Source organism: Cyanobium sp. Aljojuca 7D2 (assembly GCF_024346415.1).
In the GTDB taxonomy this organism is placed as follows: Bacteria; Cyanobacteriota; Cyanobacteriia; order PCC-6307; family Cyanobiaceae; genus Cyanobium_A.
Genome location: NZ_JAGQCX010000003.1, coordinates 112271 through 128736, shown reverse-complemented (window position 1 = coordinate 128736; position 16466 = coordinate 112271). Strand labels below are relative to the sequence as shown.

General features: G+C 68.9%; 16 protein-coding genes. 7 read left to right on the top strand and 9 right to left on the bottom strand.

Annotated features, from left to right (window positions below; translation table 11 throughout):
• The first annotated feature begins 2 nt into the window (after positions 1-2).
• The 3 genes from ctaD (at position 3) to KBY57_RS04940 (ending at position 2764) form a co-directional block, all read left to right on the top strand.
• A complete protein-coding gene (gene ctaD / locus KBY57_RS04950; protein WP_094559717.1) occupies positions 3-1637 on the top strand; it encodes a cytochrome c oxidase subunit I in 1635 nt (544 codons plus the stop codon).
• Positions 1634-2260, top strand: coding sequence for a heme-copper oxidase subunit III (locus KBY57_RS04945; protein WP_254994772.1), 627 nt, complete (start codon positions 1634-1636; stop codon positions 2258-2260). Before ctaD ends, KBY57_RS04945 begins: the two co-directional genes overlap by 4 nt.
• A gap of 138 nt (positions 2261-2398) precedes the next feature.
• Complete coding sequence (locus KBY57_RS04940) at positions 2399-2764, top strand: AbrB family transcriptional regulator (RefSeq protein WP_254994871.1); 366 nt, start codon at positions 2399-2401, stop codon at positions 2762-2764.
• A gap of 33 nt (positions 2765-2797) precedes the next feature.
• Here the strand turns inward: KBY57_RS04940 and KBY57_RS04935 are convergent, their stop codons facing one another.
• Positions 2798-3373 carry an HdeD family acid-resistance protein gene (locus tag KBY57_RS04935; protein WP_254987525.1) on the bottom strand — a complete coding sequence of 192 codons (576 nt, stop codon included), beginning with the start codon at positions 3371-3373 and terminating at the stop codon, positions 2798-2800.
• Between the two features lie 61 nt (positions 3374-3434).
• On the bottom strand, positions 3435-4181 hold the full coding sequence (locus KBY57_RS04930) for a riboflavin synthase (RefSeq protein ID WP_254994771.1): 747 nt from the start codon (positions 4179-4181) through the stop codon (positions 3435-3437).
• Between the two features lie 64 nt (positions 4182-4245).
• Between KBY57_RS04930 and KBY57_RS04925 the strand changes: the two genes are divergently transcribed.
• Both KBY57_RS04925 and KBY57_RS04920 read left to right on the top strand, forming a co-directional pair.
• Positions 4246-4857: a bifunctional nuclease family protein gene (locus KBY57_RS04925; RefSeq protein ID WP_254994770.1), complete on the top strand. Its 612-nt coding sequence runs from the start codon at positions 4246-4248 to the stop codon at positions 4855-4857.
• Positions 4858-4919: 62 nt separating this feature from the next.
• Entirely contained in the window at positions 4920-5993 is a 1074-nt protein-coding gene (locus tag KBY57_RS04920; protein WP_409996412.1) for an aldo/keto reductase, read from the top strand.
• Between the two features lie 3 nt (positions 5994-5996).
• On the opposite strand, the gene KBY57_RS04915 is transcribed toward KBY57_RS04920, so the two are convergent.
• The 5 genes from KBY57_RS04915 to topA are packed head-to-tail and all read right to left on the bottom strand — an operon-like array spanning position 5997 to position 12081.
• Positions 5997-7073 (bottom strand): twin-arginine translocation pathway signal, encoded by a 1077-nt coding sequence (locus tag KBY57_RS04915; RefSeq protein WP_254994768.1) that lies wholly within the window; start codon positions 7071-7073, stop codon positions 5997-5999.
• A gap of 10 nt (positions 7074-7083) precedes the next feature.
• A complete protein-coding gene (gene cobT, locus KBY57_RS04910; RefSeq protein ID WP_254994767.1) occupies positions 7084-8202 on the bottom strand; it encodes a nicotinate mononucleotide-dependent phosphoribosyltransferase CobT in 1119 nt (372 codons plus the stop codon).
• Between the two features lie 8 nt (positions 8203-8210).
• Entirely contained in the window at positions 8211-8873 is a 663-nt protein-coding gene (locus KBY57_RS04905) for a DUF2232 domain-containing protein (RefSeq protein WP_254994766.1), read from the bottom strand.
• Entirely contained in the window at positions 8873-9334 is a 462-nt protein-coding gene (locus KBY57_RS04900) for a hypothetical protein (RefSeq protein ID WP_254994765.1), read from the bottom strand. The genes KBY57_RS04905 and KBY57_RS04900 overlap by 1 nt, the downstream gene beginning before the upstream one ends.
• 8 nt (positions 9335-9342) lie before the next feature.
• Positions 9343-12081: a type I DNA topoisomerase gene (gene topA, locus KBY57_RS04895; RefSeq protein ID WP_254994870.1), complete on the bottom strand. Its 2739-nt coding sequence runs from the start codon at positions 12079-12081 to the stop codon at positions 9343-9345.
• A gap of 110 nt (positions 12082-12191) precedes the next feature.
• On the opposite strand from topA, the gene KBY57_RS04890 reads away from it, so the two are divergent.
• Both KBY57_RS04890 and KBY57_RS04885 read left to right on the top strand, forming a co-directional pair.
• Positions 12192-13751, top strand: coding sequence for an NAD(P)H-quinone oxidoreductase subunit N (locus KBY57_RS04890; protein ID WP_254994763.1), 1560 nt, complete (start codon positions 12192-12194; stop codon positions 13749-13751).
• 21 nt (positions 13752-13772) lie between these two features.
• Positions 13773-14447 carry an ABC transporter ATP-binding protein gene (locus KBY57_RS04885; RefSeq protein ID WP_254994762.1) on the top strand — a complete coding sequence of 225 codons (675 nt, stop codon included), beginning with the start codon at positions 13773-13775 and terminating at the stop codon, positions 14445-14447.
• A gap of 126 nt (positions 14448-14573) precedes the next feature.
• Here the strand turns inward: KBY57_RS04885 and KBY57_RS04880 are convergent, their stop codons facing one another.
• Complete coding sequence (locus KBY57_RS04880) at positions 14574-15671, bottom strand: M23 family metallopeptidase (protein WP_254994760.1); 1098 nt, start codon at positions 15669-15671, stop codon at positions 14574-14576.
• Positions 15672-15754: 83 nt separating this feature from the next.
• Positions 15755-16465 carry a biotin--[acetyl-CoA-carboxylase] ligase gene (locus tag KBY57_RS04875; protein WP_254994869.1) on the bottom strand — a complete coding sequence of 237 codons (711 nt, stop codon included), beginning with the start codon at positions 16463-16465 and terminating at the stop codon, positions 15755-15757.
• Between the last annotated feature and the right edge of the window lies 1 nt (position 16466).

The following is a 16466-nucleotide window of genomic DNA, read 5'->3' as shown; positions in this document are numbered from 1 at the left end:
CCATGACCCTCGCCAATCCGAGCGACTTCAACGGCAGCCTGCAACCCCAGGGCTGGTTGCGTTACTTCAGCTTCAGCCTTGATCACAAGGTGATCGGGCTGCAATACCTGGTGTGCGGCTTTGTCTTCTATCTGATCGGCGGGGCCCTGGCCGGCGCCATCCGCACCGAGCTGGCCACGCCGCTCTCCGATTTCATGCCGCGCGACACCTACAACGAGGTGCTCACCCTGCACGGCACGGTGATGATTTTTCTCTGGATCGTGCCGGTGGTAAACGGCGCCTTCGGCAACTACCTGATCCCCTTTTATGTGGGTGCCCGCGACATGGCTTTCCCGCGGCTCAATGCCGTGGCCTTCTGGCTGATTCCCCCCGCCGGCATCCTGCTGATCAGCAGCTACTTCATCGCTGGAGCGGCGGCCCAATCCGGCTGGACCGCCTATCCCCCGCTGAGCCTCACCACCCCGGCAGCGGGTCAGGTGGTGTGGATCCTGAGTGTGCTGCTGCTTGGCGGTAGCTCGATCTTCGGCGGCATCAACTTCATCGCCACCATCCTCAAGTTGCGGCGGCCCGGCCTCAAGTTGATGCAGCTGCCGATGTACTGCTGGGCCATGCTTGGCACCAGCATCCTGGTGGTGCTCTCCACGCCAGTGCTGGCCGGCACCTTGATCCTGCTGAGCTTTGACATCATTGCCCACACGGGCTTCTTCAACCCTGCCCTGGGGGGCAATGTGGTGGTTTATCAGCACCTCTTCTGGTTCTATTCCCACCCGGCGGTGTACATCATGGTGCTGCCGGCCTTCGGCCTGGTGAGTGAGATCCTGCCGGTGCACGCCCGCAAGCCCCTGTTTGGCTACACCACGATGGTGTACTCGATCATGGCGATTGTGTTTCTGGGCTTGATCGTCTGGGCCCACCACATGTTCACCAGTGGCACGCCGCCCTGGATGCGCCTGTTCTTCACGATCGCCACATCATTCATCGCCGTGCCCACCGGCATCAAATTCTTCAACTGGCTGGCCACCCTCTGGGGCGGCAAGATTGCGCTCAACTCGGCGATGCTGTTTTCCTGCGCCTTCATCGTGAATTTCGTGTTCGGCGGCATCACCGGCGTGGCCCTGGCCCAGGTGCCCTTCGACATCCACGTGCATGACACCTACTTCGTGGTGGGCCATTTCCACTACATCGTCTACGGCGGCACGGTGTTTGTGATCTTCGGCTCGCTCTATCACTGGTATCCGAAGTTCACCGGGCGACTGCTCAATGAAGACCTGGGCCGGCTGCACTTCCTGCTCACCTTCATCGGCTTCAACCTCTGCTTCGCCCCCCAGCACTGGCTGGGTCTCAACGGCATGCCCCGCCGGGTGGCGGAATACGACCCCACCTTCACCACCCTCAACCAGGTGAGCAGCGTCGGCGCCCTGCTGATGGCGATCAGCACCCTGCCGCTGCTGATCAACGTGGTGGTGACGGCCATCAACGGCAAGGTTGCCGGTGACAACCCCTGGAACGCCCTCACCCCCGAGTGGCTGACCAGCTCGCCGCCCCCGGTGGAAAACTGGATTGGCGAAGCGCCGCTGGTCACCGAGCCCTACGGCTACGGCCAGCATCAGGAAGTACCCCAGGAGGTCCAGGCATGACCAGCACCGCCCCCCTGCAGGATCCCGGCAGCCTCGCAGCCGACCAAGCCACAGACCACGCAGCCGATCACGCCACTGAGGGCCATGGCGACTTCCGTCTGTTTGGCCTGGCCACCTTCCTGGTGGCCGACGGCATGACCTTTGCGGGCTTCTTCGCCGCCTACCTCACCTTCCGGGCCGTCAATCCCCTCCAGGAGGGCAGCACCTACGAACTCGAACTGCTGCTCCCCACAATCAACACCGTTGTCCTGATCATCAGCAGCTTCACCTTCCACCGGGCCGGCAAGGAATGCCGCGGTGGCAACCTCGCTGCCAGCCGCCTCTGGCTGGCGATCACCGGCGGGCTGGGTGCAATCTTCCTGGCCGGGCAGATGGTCGAATACTTCAGCCTGCCCTTCGGCCTCACCGACAACCTGTTCGCCAGCACCTTCTATGCCCTCACCGGCTTCCATGGCCTGCACGTCACCCTTGGCGTGATCTGCATTGCCATCGTGGCTCTGCAAACCCGCCAGGGCGGCCGCAACACCGCCAGCGATCACTTCGGCCTGGAAGCGGCCGAGCTCTACTGGCACTTCGTAGACGGCATCTGGGTGGTGCTCTACGGGATTCTTTATCTGCTCTGATCGTCTTCAGGCGCTGGGATGGTGTTCAAGCGCTGGCAGCGTTGGCGAATTGGAAGCACACTCGGCACAATCGATCCATCACTCTGCCGAGGGCAGGCAACACCCATGGCTGGCAGGACGGACGACGGTCCCCCCGAAATGCTGGAGGGGAAGGCGCTGCTCGATCGGGCCCGGGCCCTGAGCAACCGCCCCGAAGACGAGATTGCCCGGGCTTGTGGCTACGTGGGACCTAGCGGTCGAGTGCTCAAAAAGAGTTTCTACCGGGCCCTGGTGGCAGCGAAGGGCTATTCCATGCCCAACGGTGCCGGCAGAGCCAGCGCTGGTCGCTCCAGCGGTCAGGGCAAGGGGCGGCAGGCAGAGTTCCGCACGCGGGTGCACGGCAACGGCAACCTGCTGATCGGCCACGCCTACACCCGGCGCCTGGGGCTGGAGCCAGGCCAGGAATTCCGCATCGAAATTCACCAGGAAACAGGCTCCATTTGGCTGCTGCCCCTGGAGGAGTAGGGCAAGCCAGGCCCTCTTCAGTCATCGCGCTCTTCAGTCATCACCATGAAAGCTGGCGCTGAAGGCCAGGAGGTCGATGCCACTGAACAGGAAGCTGATGCCCACCAGCACACCGATCACCCACAGCAGGCCCCAGCCCTGCATCGTCACAATCAGCACGCCCAGGATCAGGGTGACGATGCCATTGAGCAGGCCCCAACCCCAACCCCTCACCTGGGTGTGGCCAAGCGACACCAGCACCGACACCACGCCCTCCAGGATGAAGACGAGGCCGATGGCGAAGGCCAGGCTGGCCACCACAACACCACCCTCGAGCGGCCCGCCCCGGAACTGCTGAATCATCCAGGCCCCCACGACGATGAACAGGGTGGAGATCACCAGGCGCCAGAAGCAATACCAGCGGCCCAACTGACGGGACCGGGCCAGATTGCTCACCCAACCGACGATGCCACCCACCAGAAAGGCAACCGCCACGATCACGGTGATCCAGGCTGAGGCCACCACCGGAAAGATCAGAGCCAGCACCCCCAGCACCAGCATCAACACCCCCTCAAACAGGGTGAAGGCTTTGAGTCCCGCGCCATTGGGGGACAACAGACTTGAACCCATCGGTGGTCCAGCGACATCCCTCGGACCGTAATCACGGTGGGCGGCCCTGGCCACACGCGGCTCAGACCCAGCCGTGATCAGCCAACCAGGCGGCATCGACGCCAGCTCCGGAGCTCCCCTGCTCGTTGTTTCTCTGTTCAGCTCCGTTGAACGTTTTGTTCAACAAACCCAAATCGCCATTCCAGGCGTCCCCGCCCCCCCCTCCTCGGCCCGCCAGCAACCGCTCGGTGTACTTGGCCAGCAGATCGGCCTCCAGATTCACCCCATGGCCGACGGCCAGCTGGGCGAGGGTCGTGCTGGCCCAGGTGTGGGGGATCACAGCGATCCAGAAGCCCCCGCCATCCGCGTCGCAACCCGCCACGGTGAGGCTGATGCCATCAACCGCCACGCTGGCCTTTTCGCAGATGTAGCGGCCGTAGGCGGGGTCGTTCCAGGCCAGCTCGAGGCGCCAGGAGGCCGGCTGACGCGCAATCGCCCGCACCACCCCCAACCCGTCCACATGGCCGCTCACCAGGTGGCCACCGAGGCGATCCGCCAGCCGCAGGGCCGGCTCCAGATTCACCGCCCCGCCCCGTTCCGCCTTGGCCGCCAGGGTGGTGCGTCCAAGCGTCTCTTCGCTCACGTCCGCGCGAAACCCATCGGCCAGGCGCTCGGCCACGGTTAGACACACCCCATCCACCGCCACGCTGTCGCCCAGGGCCAGCTGGGCTGGCCCCCAGGCGGCGCCGGCTGGCGGATGCCACTGCACCTGCACCCCCTTGGGACTGCGCCGGATTGCACCGATTGCCTGCACCAGCCCGGTAAACATGCGCTGTCCAGCCCAGGGCGAACCAATCTGGCCATAATCGGGCAAAGGGTGGACCAGGCAAGCCATGGTCGAGATGCGCGTTGCCGGAATTGCCCTGGATGCGGCCAGCCGCAGTCCGATCGTGTTGCTGCGCGATCCCTCGGGCCGGCGCCAGGTGCCGATCTGGATCGACCAGGCCCAGGCCCAAAACATCCTGGCTGGCCTCAGCGACGAGGCGCCGCTGCGGCCCCTGAGCCACGACCTGATGGCCTCCCTGATCGACGCAGGGGGGCTGCAGCTCGACCGGGTGGTGATCCACACGATCGAAGACAGCACCTTCCGCGCCGTGCTGAAACTAAGCCCCGCCGAGCCTGAGCACGCCAATCTCGAAGCTCAAGCAGACGAAACCCAAACAGCCGAAGCCCAAACAGCGGAGGCGGCCGTGCAGGCGCCGGCCGGACTGGAAATCGATGCCAGGCCCAGCGACGCGATCGCCCTGGCCCTGCGCACCGGCAGCCCGATCTGGATGCTGGAGGAGGTGGTGGCTGATGCCTCGATCCCGGTGGACGCGGAGGCCGATGCAGAAGACCAGGACAATTTCCGCCGCTTCCTGGACAGCACCAGCCCCGCCGACCTGGTGCGCCACCTCAAGCAAGCCCACCCAGAGGCCGAGCCACCCGACACACCCGCTCCATGACAGCCCCGGCCCTGCGCCCCTTCGGCGATGGCCCTCCGGTGTCCCCCTTCAGCCTTGGCACGATGCGGGCCCTGGGCAGCCCGGCGCAGATGGAGGCCGTGCTGCGCGCCGCCCTGACCGCTGGCATCAACCACCTGGAAACGGCTCCCGCCTACGGCCCCGCCGAAAGCTTCCTGGGCCAGGCCCTCGCCGCCCTCGCCGCAGAGGGTTTGGAGCCTCCGGGCGGCTGGCGGATCACCAGCAAGCTCCTGCCTGGCTCGGATCTCGCCACCGCCCAGGTGCAGCTGCGGGCGATCCTGGCGCGCCTCGGCGTGGCGCAGCTCACCACCGTGGCCGTCCACGGCCTCAACACGCCGGAGCACCTGGAGTGGGCCCTGCGCGGCCCCGGCGCCGATCTGCTGGCCTGGGCCCGCGGCGAAGGGCTGGTGGGACAGGTGGGCTTCAGCAGCCACGGCAGCCCCGAGCTGATCGAAGCCGCCCTGGCCTCCGGGGCCTTCCGGGTGTGCAGCCTGCACCTGCACCTCTTCGACCAAACCCGCCTGCCGCTGGCCCGCGCCGCCCTGGCCAGCGGCATCGGCGTGCTGGCCATCTCCCCGGCCGACAAGGGCGGCCGCCTCTACGACCCGCCGGCGGAGCTGCTGGCCGACTGCGCCCCGTTTCACCCCCTGGAGCTGGCCTACCGCTTTCTGCTCGATCAGGAGATCTCCACCCTGAGCCTGGGGGCCGAGCAGCCGGGCGATCTGGCCTGGGCCACTGCCATTCACGGGCCCTCGCCCTGGCTGAGTGCCGCGCAACTCGCAGCCCTGGAGCGCCTGAGTGCCGCGGGCCGGGAGCGCCTGGGGGCCGAGCGCTGCGGCCAGTGCCGCGCCTGCCTGCCCTGCCCCAACGGCGTGCCGATCCCTGAGCTGCTGCGCCTGCGCAACCTGGCCGTCGGCCACGGCATGGAGGCGTTCGCGGGCGAGCGCTACAACCTGATCGGCCGCGCCGGCCACTGGTGGGAGGAGCGCAATGCCGAGGCCTGCCAAAGCTGTGGCGCCTGCCTGCCCCGCTGCCCCCACCAGTTGCCCATCCCCGCGCTGCTGGCCGACACCCACCGGCGTCTGGCCGCCGCACCGAGACGGCGCCTCTGGGGCTGAATCTCAGGATCTGGGCGCGGCCGCATCCCAGAGGTTCTGCTGGGCGAGCTGCTGGGCCAGGCTGAGCGGCGGCAGGCTCCAGCAGCGCTGCAGCAGGGCATCGCCGGGCAGCAGCAGCGCGGCCATCGCCGCCGGAAAGCGCCGGGCCATCGGCGCCAGCTGCGCCTGGGGCAGGGGCGGCACCCAACCCCGGGCCAGCAGTTGCTCCAGCAGGGGCGGCTCCAGCACGGCCCCCAGCCACTCCAAGGGGGGCTGCTGGGGTGGGCTCGCCGCCGGCCTCAGCAGCAGCTGCCAGCTGAGCGGCGCCCCCGACTCCGGCCAGATCACCGCCAGGCGCTGGTCGCGGCGCAGCAGGGGGATCAGGCGCTGCAGGGGCAGCACCGCCGCGTCGGCTTTGCCGCTGAGCAGCAGATTGAGCCCATCGCGCTCGTCGTAGGCCAGGGCCTGGGCCCGCAATCGCTCGAGCTGGGCGAAATCGCCTTTGACGATCTCCAGGCTGATGCGGGGGCTGGAGGGCAGCACCAGCCGGCCCCGCAGGCTGGGATCGAGCAGCAGCGCCCAGCCCTCCTGCCGCCGGGCCAGCAAGTCGGAGCGGCTGCGCAGGGCGATCACCCAGGGGCTGTAGGCCCAGGGAAAGGCCAGTTCGCCGGCGCCGACCGAGCCAAACAGCCGCGCCACCTCGGCACTGAAGGGCGCCAAGCGGGCCCACAGCCGCGGCGCCCCAAACGGCTGCAGCACCTTGGGGCCCAGACCGCTGGCCAGACCGCTGCCCAGACCGCTGGCCCAGCCGTCGCTGAGGGCGACCAAACCAGGCTGCGCGCCGGGCTGCACTCTGGGCTGCGCGGTGTGTTGCACACCCTGTTGCACAACCACCTGAAGCTGTTGTTGCACCGCAGCGGGGTCCGCCAGTTGCTGGGAGCGCCACGGAGCCGGCAGTTGCTTCAGCCAGGCGGCCGGCAGTTCGCCCTCAGCCAGCAGCAACTGGGGGCCCTCAGCGGGGCGGCAGGCGGCCAGCAGGCCGGCGCCCAGCCCCAGCTGCAGCAGCCGGCGACGGGAGAGCGGGGCAGACAACAGAGCCATGGCTGCGACCCTAGACACCGAGCTCAAGCCGGCAGGCCTGGTCGCAGGCGGCCGCCAGGGCCGCAGGGGGCAGGCCAGCCAGCTCCCAGAGCAGGGCCAGGCCGCCGGCCCCCACCCCCTCCTTGACGTAGCCGCGCTCGTAGTCGCGCAGGGCTGCGCTGCTGCAGCCGTGGAAGCGCAGGGCCGCCACCTCCAGCCGCGGCTGCACCTGCCACTGGGCACCGATGCGCGCCAGCAGCAGGGCCAGATCGCTGCCGGGCTCCTCGGCCACCCAGGCCGTGGTGGCAAGCCCCACCTGGCTCACCAGCGCCTGGCGCCCTTCGGGCTCCGCCAGGGCCAGGGCCAGGGCGAGCACCGCCGCCATCTGGCTGCCGCCGGCAAGCAGCACGGGGGTGCCCCGCGCCGCGGCCGCCGCCACCAAACCAGCCGCCAACGCCTGCATCGGATCGCCCACCGCCGCCAGCACGGCCATGGGACTGGGCTCGGCACCGCCCCCAGGCACAACCCCAGCCACGGCTGCCTCTAGGCCCCGCCGCACCAACGCCGCCTTGAGGCCATGGGCCGGTTGGCGCAGGCTGCCGCTCACCAGCCCGGCCGCCTCCACCCCCAGCCCCTGCAGCACCGCCAGGGCGGTGGTGGTGCCCCCCGGCACACACTCCGCCAGCAGCAGCGGCTCGGCGGGGTTCCAACGCTCTCCCCAGGAGCGGCCACGCTGCAGGAGGGCCTTCACCCGGGCCGGATCGAGGGCCCGGCCGGTGCTGAGGCAGCGGGCCGGGCCCGCGCTCTCGAGCGCGGGCAGGCGCAGGTGCGGCACCGATGGGGCGACGGCACAGCCCAGATCCACCACCCGGGTGCGTTCCAGCAACCCCAAGTCCCGCAGCACCACATGGCTGATCAGGGCTGGGCTCACCCCGGCCGGCAGGGGCGGCAGGGCATGAACACGCCCGGCGCCAGGCCCCTGCAGCAGCAGCTCGGCGTCGGCGGCGGCCGTGCCCAGCCGGGCCTCGGGGGTGGCCCCGGCGGCGGAAATCCCCGGCACCGCCGCGGTGTCGGTGGCGGCCAGCAGCAGCAGGGTGCGGCTGGCCGGCCAACCCTGCTGCAGCGCTGCTCGCCAGCGATCAGGGGCCATCGCCGGGCTCAGAGGGGATCGAGGGCCACCAGGGCGCGCAGGGCTCGAGGGGGCTCGGGGATCGGGGAGCGCAGGCGCGGAAAGATCCAGTAGGCCACCGCATGCAAGGCCAGCACCACGATCCCGTTCTGCACCCACACCAGGGCGACGGCGGCCAGCTGCACCTGGGCCAGGTCGATGCTCTCGGCCAGGCCCACCCAGCCGGCCAGCCTCTCCAGCAAACCAGCGGCCGCGCTGGTAAGTACCACCCAGAGGTTTTCCCCCACCAGCAGCGACAACACCGCCACCCGCACCAGAAAGCCGGCCGCACCGATCAGGCTGCCGACGCCCCAACTCAACCACCAGCTGGCCCGCCAGCCGCCGGTGCCGCGCCAGCACCAGCCCAGCCACAGCGCCAGGAAGCCGTAGGGAAAGAGCACCAGGGGGCCGCGGATCGGCCCCATCAGGGCCACCAGCAGCAGGGCTGTCACCACCAGGCCCTCCACGGCACAGCGCCAGCCGTGGCGCAGCTGCAACAGGGCCAGGGGCAGGGGCAGGGCCAGCCGAAACAGGGGGCTGCCCACCGGCAGGTAATACAGCGCCACCCACAGCAGGGCAGTGGCGGACGCCAGATAGGCCGTGTCCATCAACTGGCGGGCCTGTCCGCGCGTGAGCTGGCGTCGGGACGGCATCAACGCGGTGCCGGGGCCGGCGTGACCGTGGGTGCGGGCGTGACGGTGGGCGCCGGCTTCGGCGTGGACGCGCCGATGCGCTCGATCATCTCCACTTCGAAGCTCACGCCCGCCGCCCGCAGGGCCTCGGTGACGGCCTCGGCAGGGGCCGCCGGATCGGCCGCAGGCAACTGAATCGTGATCCGGTAGGGGGCCGGCTTGGTGGGTGAAGCGGCTGGGGGCAGCGGCGGGGCGAGCGGGGGCTTGGGGCGTGCCCCATTCGGGGCTGCCGGAGTGGGGGCTGCCGGAGTGGGAGTGGCTGGATTGGGAGCGGCTGAAGTGGGGGCCACGGGCTGGGCTGGGGGCGTCGAGAAGCTGCGGGAGAGCTGGTCGCCCAAACGGGTGCCGCTGCAGCCAGCCAGAGCCAGGCCGCAAACCGCCAATGCCAACCGCATCTGCAACCGCAGGGGGGCCCAGGCCACGGTGGCCATCAGCTGTCGGCCGCCCGGATCACGCGCACCGCACTGGCCCGCAGGCGGCCTGTTTTGGTGGTGGTGGGGGCCTTCGCAGCAGCGGTCTTGGCAGCCGGCTTTTTGGCAGCTGGCTTTTTCGCCGCAGGCTTCTTGGCGGCGCCGGCAGCCGGCTTGCGACCCTTGGCCTTACCCGTGGCGGCCTTGGCGGCGAGCAGCTCCACGGCCAGCTCCAGGGTGATCGTGTCGGCGGTGGTGCCCTCCGGCAGAGAGGCATTCACCTTGCCCTGCTTCACGTAGAGGCCATAGGGGCCATCGAACAGCTGCACCGCCTCATCGCCCCCCTCCGGAGTGCCGAGATCCTTCAGGGCGGTGCGGCCGCCGCGGCCCTTCTTGGGCATGGCCAGCAATTCCACGGCGCGGCTCAGCCCCACCATCAGCACATCGTCTTCGGCCTTGAGGGAGCGGTAATCCTTCTCGCCCTTGCCCTTTTGGTGCACCACATAGGGCCCGAAGCGGCCCAGGCCCGCCTCGATCTTGCCGCCATCGGGGTGCTCACCCAGGTGCCGCGGCAGCCGCAGCAGGCCCAGGGCATCCTCGAGGCTGAGCTCCTCGGGCTTGACGCCCTTCGGCAGCGAGGCCCGCTTGGGCTTGGGATTCTCATCGCTCACCTGGCCCCGCTGCACATAGGGGCCGTATTGCCCGAACAGCAGGTAGACCAGGTCGCCCGTTTCCGGATCCTCGCCCAGGGATTCGGGGCCATCGGCCTTCTGCTTAAGAATCAGCTCGGCCTTGTCGGCATCGAGATCGGCCGGGGTGATCTCCTGGGGAAGGGTGGCCTTGAGCAGCTCTTCGGTGCCGTCGTCGGCCACGCGCTTGGTTTCCAGGTAGGCACCGAAGCGGCCGATGCGCACCACGCAAGGCAGGCCCTCGAGCTCCACCGTCCGGGACACCCCAGGATCGATGTCGCCTTCGCGCTGGGCCACCTGGGTTTCCAGGCCCTTGTCGCCCTTATAGAAGCTCTGCAGGTAGGGCAGCCACTGCACCTGCCCGTGGGAGATCTCATCGAGGGTGTTCTCCATCCGGGCCGTGAAACTGGTGTCCACCAGATCCGGGAAGTGCTCCTCCAGCAGGGCCGTCACGGCAAAAGCCGTGAAGCTGGGGGTGAGGGCGTTGTTGGCCAGGGTGGCGTAGCCGCGATCAACGATCGTGCCAATGATCGAGGCGTAGGTGGAGGGGCGGCCGATCCCCTCTTTTTCCAGCATCTTCACCAGGGCCGCTTCGCTGTAGCGGGCGGGGGGCTGGGTTTGGTGGCCGAGGGCCTCCACCGCCTTGCAGGCCGGGCGATCGCCCACCTTGAGGGCCGGCAGCAGCACCTCCTGACCCTCCAGGGCGGCATCGGGATCGTCGGAGCCCTCCACGTAGGCGCGGAAGAAGCCGGCGAAGTCGATGCGCTTGCCGGAGGCGCGGAAGCTCGCAGGGCCCAGGGCGCCGCCATCGACCTGCAGTTCCACCGCCAGCATGGTGAGCCGAGCGTCAGCCATCTGGCTGGCCACCGTGCGCTTCCAGATCAGCTCATAGAGGGCCAGGTCCTTGTCTTTGAGGCCCGTTTCGTTGGGTGTGCGGAAAGATTCACCGGCGGGGCGGATCGCTTCATGGGCCTCCTGGGCGTTGCGGGCTTTGGTGGAGAACTGGCGGGGAGACGGGCTCAGGTAGTCCTTGCCGTATTTGGCGCCCACGCAGCTGCGGGCGGCGTTGATCGCCTGGTCGCTGAGGTGCACCGAATCAGTGCGCATGTAGGTGATGAAGCCGCGCTCGTACAGCCCCTGGGCCGTGCGCATGGTTTCGCGGGCCGAGAGCCGCAGCTTGCGGTTGGCCTCCTGCTGCAGGGTGCTGGTGGTGAAGGGGGGCACGGGCTTGCGCACCGTGGGCTTCTCCTCCACCTCCGCCACGGTCCAGGGGGCGCCCTGCACCTGAGCCTGAAGGGCTTTGGCCTCGGCCTCGCTCAGCAGCTTCACCTTGCTGCCGGCCTTGAGGGCTCCGGTGCTCTCATCGAAATCGGAGCCACCGGCGATCTTCACGCCGCCCAGCTGGCTCAGCTTGGCCTCAAAGCCGCCGCCGGCCTGCTCCAGCCGGGCCTTGAGGTCCCAGTAGCTGCCGCTCCTGAAGGCCCGGCGGGCCCGCTCGCGCTGCACGAGCAGGCGCACCGCCACCGACTGAACGCGGCCGGCGCTCAGCCCCCACGCCACCTTTTTCCACAGCAGCGGCGAGAGGGTGTAGCCCACCAGCCGGTCGAGGATGCGGCGGGTTTCCTGGGCGTGCACCAGCTCCATGTCGAGCTCGCGGGTCTGCTCCAGGGCCCGGCCGATGGCTTCTTGGGTGATCTCGTGGAACACCATGCGCTTCACCGGCACCTTGGGGCTGAGCAGCTGCAGCAGGTGCCAGCTGATCGATTCGCCCTCCCGGTCTTCGTCCGTGGCCAGCAGCAGCTGGTCGGCGCCCTTGAGGGCGTCCTTGAGCTCTTTAACCACCTTTTTCTTGTCCTTCGGCACCACGTAGAGGGGCTCGAAGTTGTTGGCGGTGTTCACGCCGAGGTTGGCCCACTTCTCACCCTTGTGGGCCGCCGGGATCTCACTGGCGTTGTTCGGCAGGTCGCGCACGTGCCCCATCGAGGCTTCCACCTTGAAGTCCTTGGGAAGGAAGCCGCGAATGGTGCGGGCCTTCGTGGGACTCTCGACAATGACCAGGGTGTGACCCACAGACCAGCGCATAACCGCTTCCCTCTTTATCGCATCCAGGGACCGGGTTGGCTGCGAAGCGCGGCTACAGTCCCCGACATCACAGATCCCACCTCGCCGCCGTCACCCTGATGTTTCTGCTCGGCGCCATCTCCACCGTGGCCGATGCCATTGGCAGTGGTGCCGGAACCGGGGGGCTGAATCTGCAGCTCAACGCCGGCGCGATCGCCCCGGAAGCAGCGGTGCTGATCGCCCTGCTCACCTGCCTGGTGGTGGACCTGGCTGGTGAAAAGGCCGCCAGCCGCTGGGTACCACCCATCTGCTATGCCGGCCTGGGCAGTGCCCTGGTGCTGCTGGCGCTGCAGTGGAACACGCCGGATCTGCAGCCCGCCTTCGTGGGGTCCTTCCTGGCCGACAACCTCGCCATCGCCTTCCGGGCGGTGGTGGCGGCCTCCACCTTGATTTCCCTGATGCTGAGCTGGCGCTACGTGGAGCGCTGCGGCACCCCGGTGGGCGAATTCGCAGGCATCCTGCTGGCCGCCACCCTCGGGGCGATGTTCCTGTGCGGCGCCACCGACTTGGTGAGCATCTTCGTGTCGCTCGAAACCCTCTCCGTGTCGAGCTACCTGCTGGCGGGCTACATGAAGCGTGACGCCCGCAGCTCCGAGGCAGCACTAAAATATCTCCTAGTGGGCTCGGCGGCGGCGGCGGTGTTTCTGTACGGCGCCTCCCTGCTCTACGGACTCACCGGTGGCGCCACGGGCCTCGATGCTGTGGCCGTGGCCCTGCGCACCAGCGCCTCGCCCGTGACCGCCCTGGCCCTGGTGTTTGTGCTGGCCACGGTGGCCTTCAAGATCGCGGCGGTGCCCTTCCACCAGTGGACCCCAGACGTCTATGAGGGCTCACCCACCCCGGTGGTGGCATTTCTGTCGGTGGGCTCCAAGGCCGCCGGCTTCGCTCTGGCCCTGCGCATCCTGGTGGGCTGCTTCGACAGCTTCGATGCCCAGTGGAAGCTGCTGTTCACCGTGCTGGCGGTGCTGAGCATGGTGCTGGGCAACGTGGTGGCCCTGGCCCAAACCTCGATGAAGCGGATGCTGGCCTACAGCTCCATCGGCCAGGCCGGTTTCGTGATGATCGGCCTGGTGTGCGGCACCGAAGACGGCTTCGCCGCGATGGTGCTCTACATGGCGGCCTATCTGTTCATGAACCTGGGCGCCTTCGCCTGCATCATCCTGTTTTCGCTGCGCACCGGCAGCGACCGGATTGCCGACTACGCCGGCCTCTACCAGAAGGATCCGCTGATCACCCTGGGCCTGAGCCTCTGCCTGCTCTCGCTGGGTGGCATCCCGCCGATGCTGGGCTTCTTCGGCAAGATCTACCTCTTCTTCGCCGGCTGGGCCGACCACCAATACCTGCTGGTGGTGGTGGGCCTCGTCACCTCGGTGGTGTCGATCTACTACTACATCTCGGTGATCAAGATGATGGTGGTGAAGGAGCCCCAGGAAGCCTCCGAAGTGGTGAAGGCCTATCCGGCGATCACCTGGAACGTGGCCGGCCTGCCCGCCCTGCGCACCGCCCTGGTGGGCTGCGTGATCATCACGGCCGTGGGTGGCATCCTGTCCAACCCCCTGTTCGTCTGGGCCAGTGAAGCCGTCACCGGCACACCGATGCTGGTGCAGGCGATTGGCTGAGATGCGACTCACCGTCCGCCGATGAGCGCCCCTGTGGCCCAGCTCCAGGAGGTGTCCAAGGTGTACGGCAGCGGCGAGATGGCCGTCAGAGCCCTCGACCACGTGGACCTCACCGTGAACCGGGGCGACTACCTGGCCGTGATGGGAACCTCCGGCTCGGGCAAAAGCACCGCCATGAACATCCTCGGCTGCCTCGATCGGCCCAGCGATGGCAGCTACCGACTCAATGACACCCCGGTGGAAGGGCTCAGCGACGACCAGCTGGCCGACCTGCGCAACCGGGATCTGGGCTTTGTGTTTCAGCAGTTCCACCTGCTGCCCCAGCTGAGCGCCCTCGACAACGTGATGCTGCCGATGGTGTATGCCGGGGTGCCCGCCGCCGAACGGCTGCAGCGGGCCCAGGCAGCGCTCGAACGGGTGGGGCTGGCCCAGCGGCTGCACAACAAGCCCAACCAGCTCTCCGGGGGCCAGCAGCAACGGGTGGCCATCGCCCGGGCGATCATCAACCAACCGGCCCTGCTGCTGGCCGACGAGCCCACCGGCGCCCTTGATTCCCAAACCACGGCCGAAGTGCTGGACATCTTCGATGCCCTGCATCGCGGCGGCATGACCGTGGTGATCGTGACCCACGAAGACGACGTGGCAGCCCGGGCCGAAAAGATCGTGCGCTTCCGCGACGGGCGAATCCTCAGCTGACGCATCGGCCAGCGGGGGGGACCCAGCTCCGAAAGCGTTTTTGGATTTGTTGCACAACGTGTTCAACAAACTGATCCGCCAAACAGGGCAGGCCGCAGCTGCCCGCCCGCCAGGCAGCCGTTGTGATCAGCCCTGATTCGCCGCATTCGCAGGTTGCGGCCGCTCCAGGCTCTGGAGCAGCTGGCCCATCAACAGGGCGATGGCATCGCTGCCGGCGGCGCCCTGGCCGGGGTCGAGATCGCCGGGATCGACGGCCATCCAGCCACCATCGCCGGGCAGACGCAACTCGAAGTGCAGATGCGGCCCGGTGCTCAGGCCGGTGCTGCCCACCCGGCCGATCACCTCGCCCTGGCGCACCCGATCGCCCTCCTTCACATAGAGCTCGCTGAGGTGGCCATACAACGTGCGCCGCCGCGGCCGGTCGTGCTCCACCTCAATGGCGAGGCCATAGCCACCGGCCAAGCCACTGCTCACCACCCGGCCGCTCAGGGCCGCCACCACCGGCGTGCCCTCCGGGGCCGCCAAATCCCGGCCGGCATGCATCAGCCAGCTGCCCAGGATGGGGTGCAGCCGGTAGCCGAAATTGCTGCTGGTTACGGCCGAGCCGATCAGGGGGAAGAGCAACTGGCGGTTGCCGTTGCCGCCGATGGGTGCGGGCCTAGGCGTGACGCCGAACACGTCAGCCAGCCGGAAGCTGCCGCCGGCCCCCGCCAGCAGGGCCGACACCGGCACGGTGAGCGGCGGCAACGGCTGGCCATCCAGCCCGAGGCGGCCCGGATCCGCGGCGCCGGCTTCATTGTTGAAGCGCCCGCGCCAGCGCACCACCACACCACTGCGGCACTCCTGCTGCGACAGGGCGCCGCTGCTGCAGGCTTGCTGGTGGGCCGGCACGTTGAAGGGGGTCATCCCGCCACCGGAGCGGATCCGGGCCCGCTCCGCCGGACTCACCACCCCATCGCGCACCAGGGCATCGAGGGAGGCATCAAAGCGGGCAGGGGGACGGCTCGGCAGGGCCGCCGGATCGGGACGCAGCGGCTGGGCAAGGGGCACGGTTTGGCCCAAGGCGCGGGGTGGGGCTGCAAGCTCGGGACTGACGGGCGCCGGGGTGAGCTGGTCCTGACCCCAGGCCAACCCCACCCCCAGCAGCGGTGCCGTCACCACAGGCAGCAGAGCCAACATCGCCTTGGCGCGGGGGGATTGGCGCTGGCTGATCGGATCACTCATGGGGCCCAGTGTAAAAATCTCTGCCGATCAGCCAGATCCAGCGGCAACAGCGCCCTCAGGAATGGCGCCCTAGAAGTGGCGCCTCAGAAGTGGCGCTGCAGGGTCAGCTCCTGGTCGCCGCGGGCCAGGCGCAGGCGTCCATCGGTGGTCAAGCCGCGCACCTGCCAGAGCTGGCCGTCGTGCCACCAGCCCGCTGCCGGCCGCCACAGCCGGGCCTCGGCGGCACGCCGCACGGGCTCGGGTTGGTGGGCGTGGGCGACGGCCCAATCGAGGCCGGCGAGCACCAGGCCCAACAGGCGCTGCGGCCGGGCCCAAGGATGGTGGCGCGGGGCGCCGAGGGCCTGGGCCACCGAGATGGCCCCAGCTGGCACCCGGTTGCAGCCGTTTAGTCCCACCCCCACCTGGGCCCAGCGGATCTGCTGGCCCCGCAACCGCAGCCGCGGCAACAGGCCGGCGAGCTTGCGCTCCTGCACCAGCAGGTCGTTGGGCCACTTGAGCTGCACCGGCAGCCCCAGGGCCTCCAACTGCTGGGCCAGCCCCACCGCCACCGCCAGCCCCAAGGCCGCCGAGCCCTGCAGCGCCTCGGCCCAGGGGAAGGCCGCACTGAGCCAGAGCCCACCAGCCGGAGACACCCAAGGGCGGCCCTGCTGGCCATGGCCAAAGCGCTGCCGCCGGGATTGCACCGCCAGCCGAGCGCCCTGGGCCTGCCGCTGCGCCAACCAACGGTCCAGCTCGATCTCGGTGCTGGCACACACCGGCAGGCGCCGGAGCTGCCAGCCCAGGCCTGGCGGCACG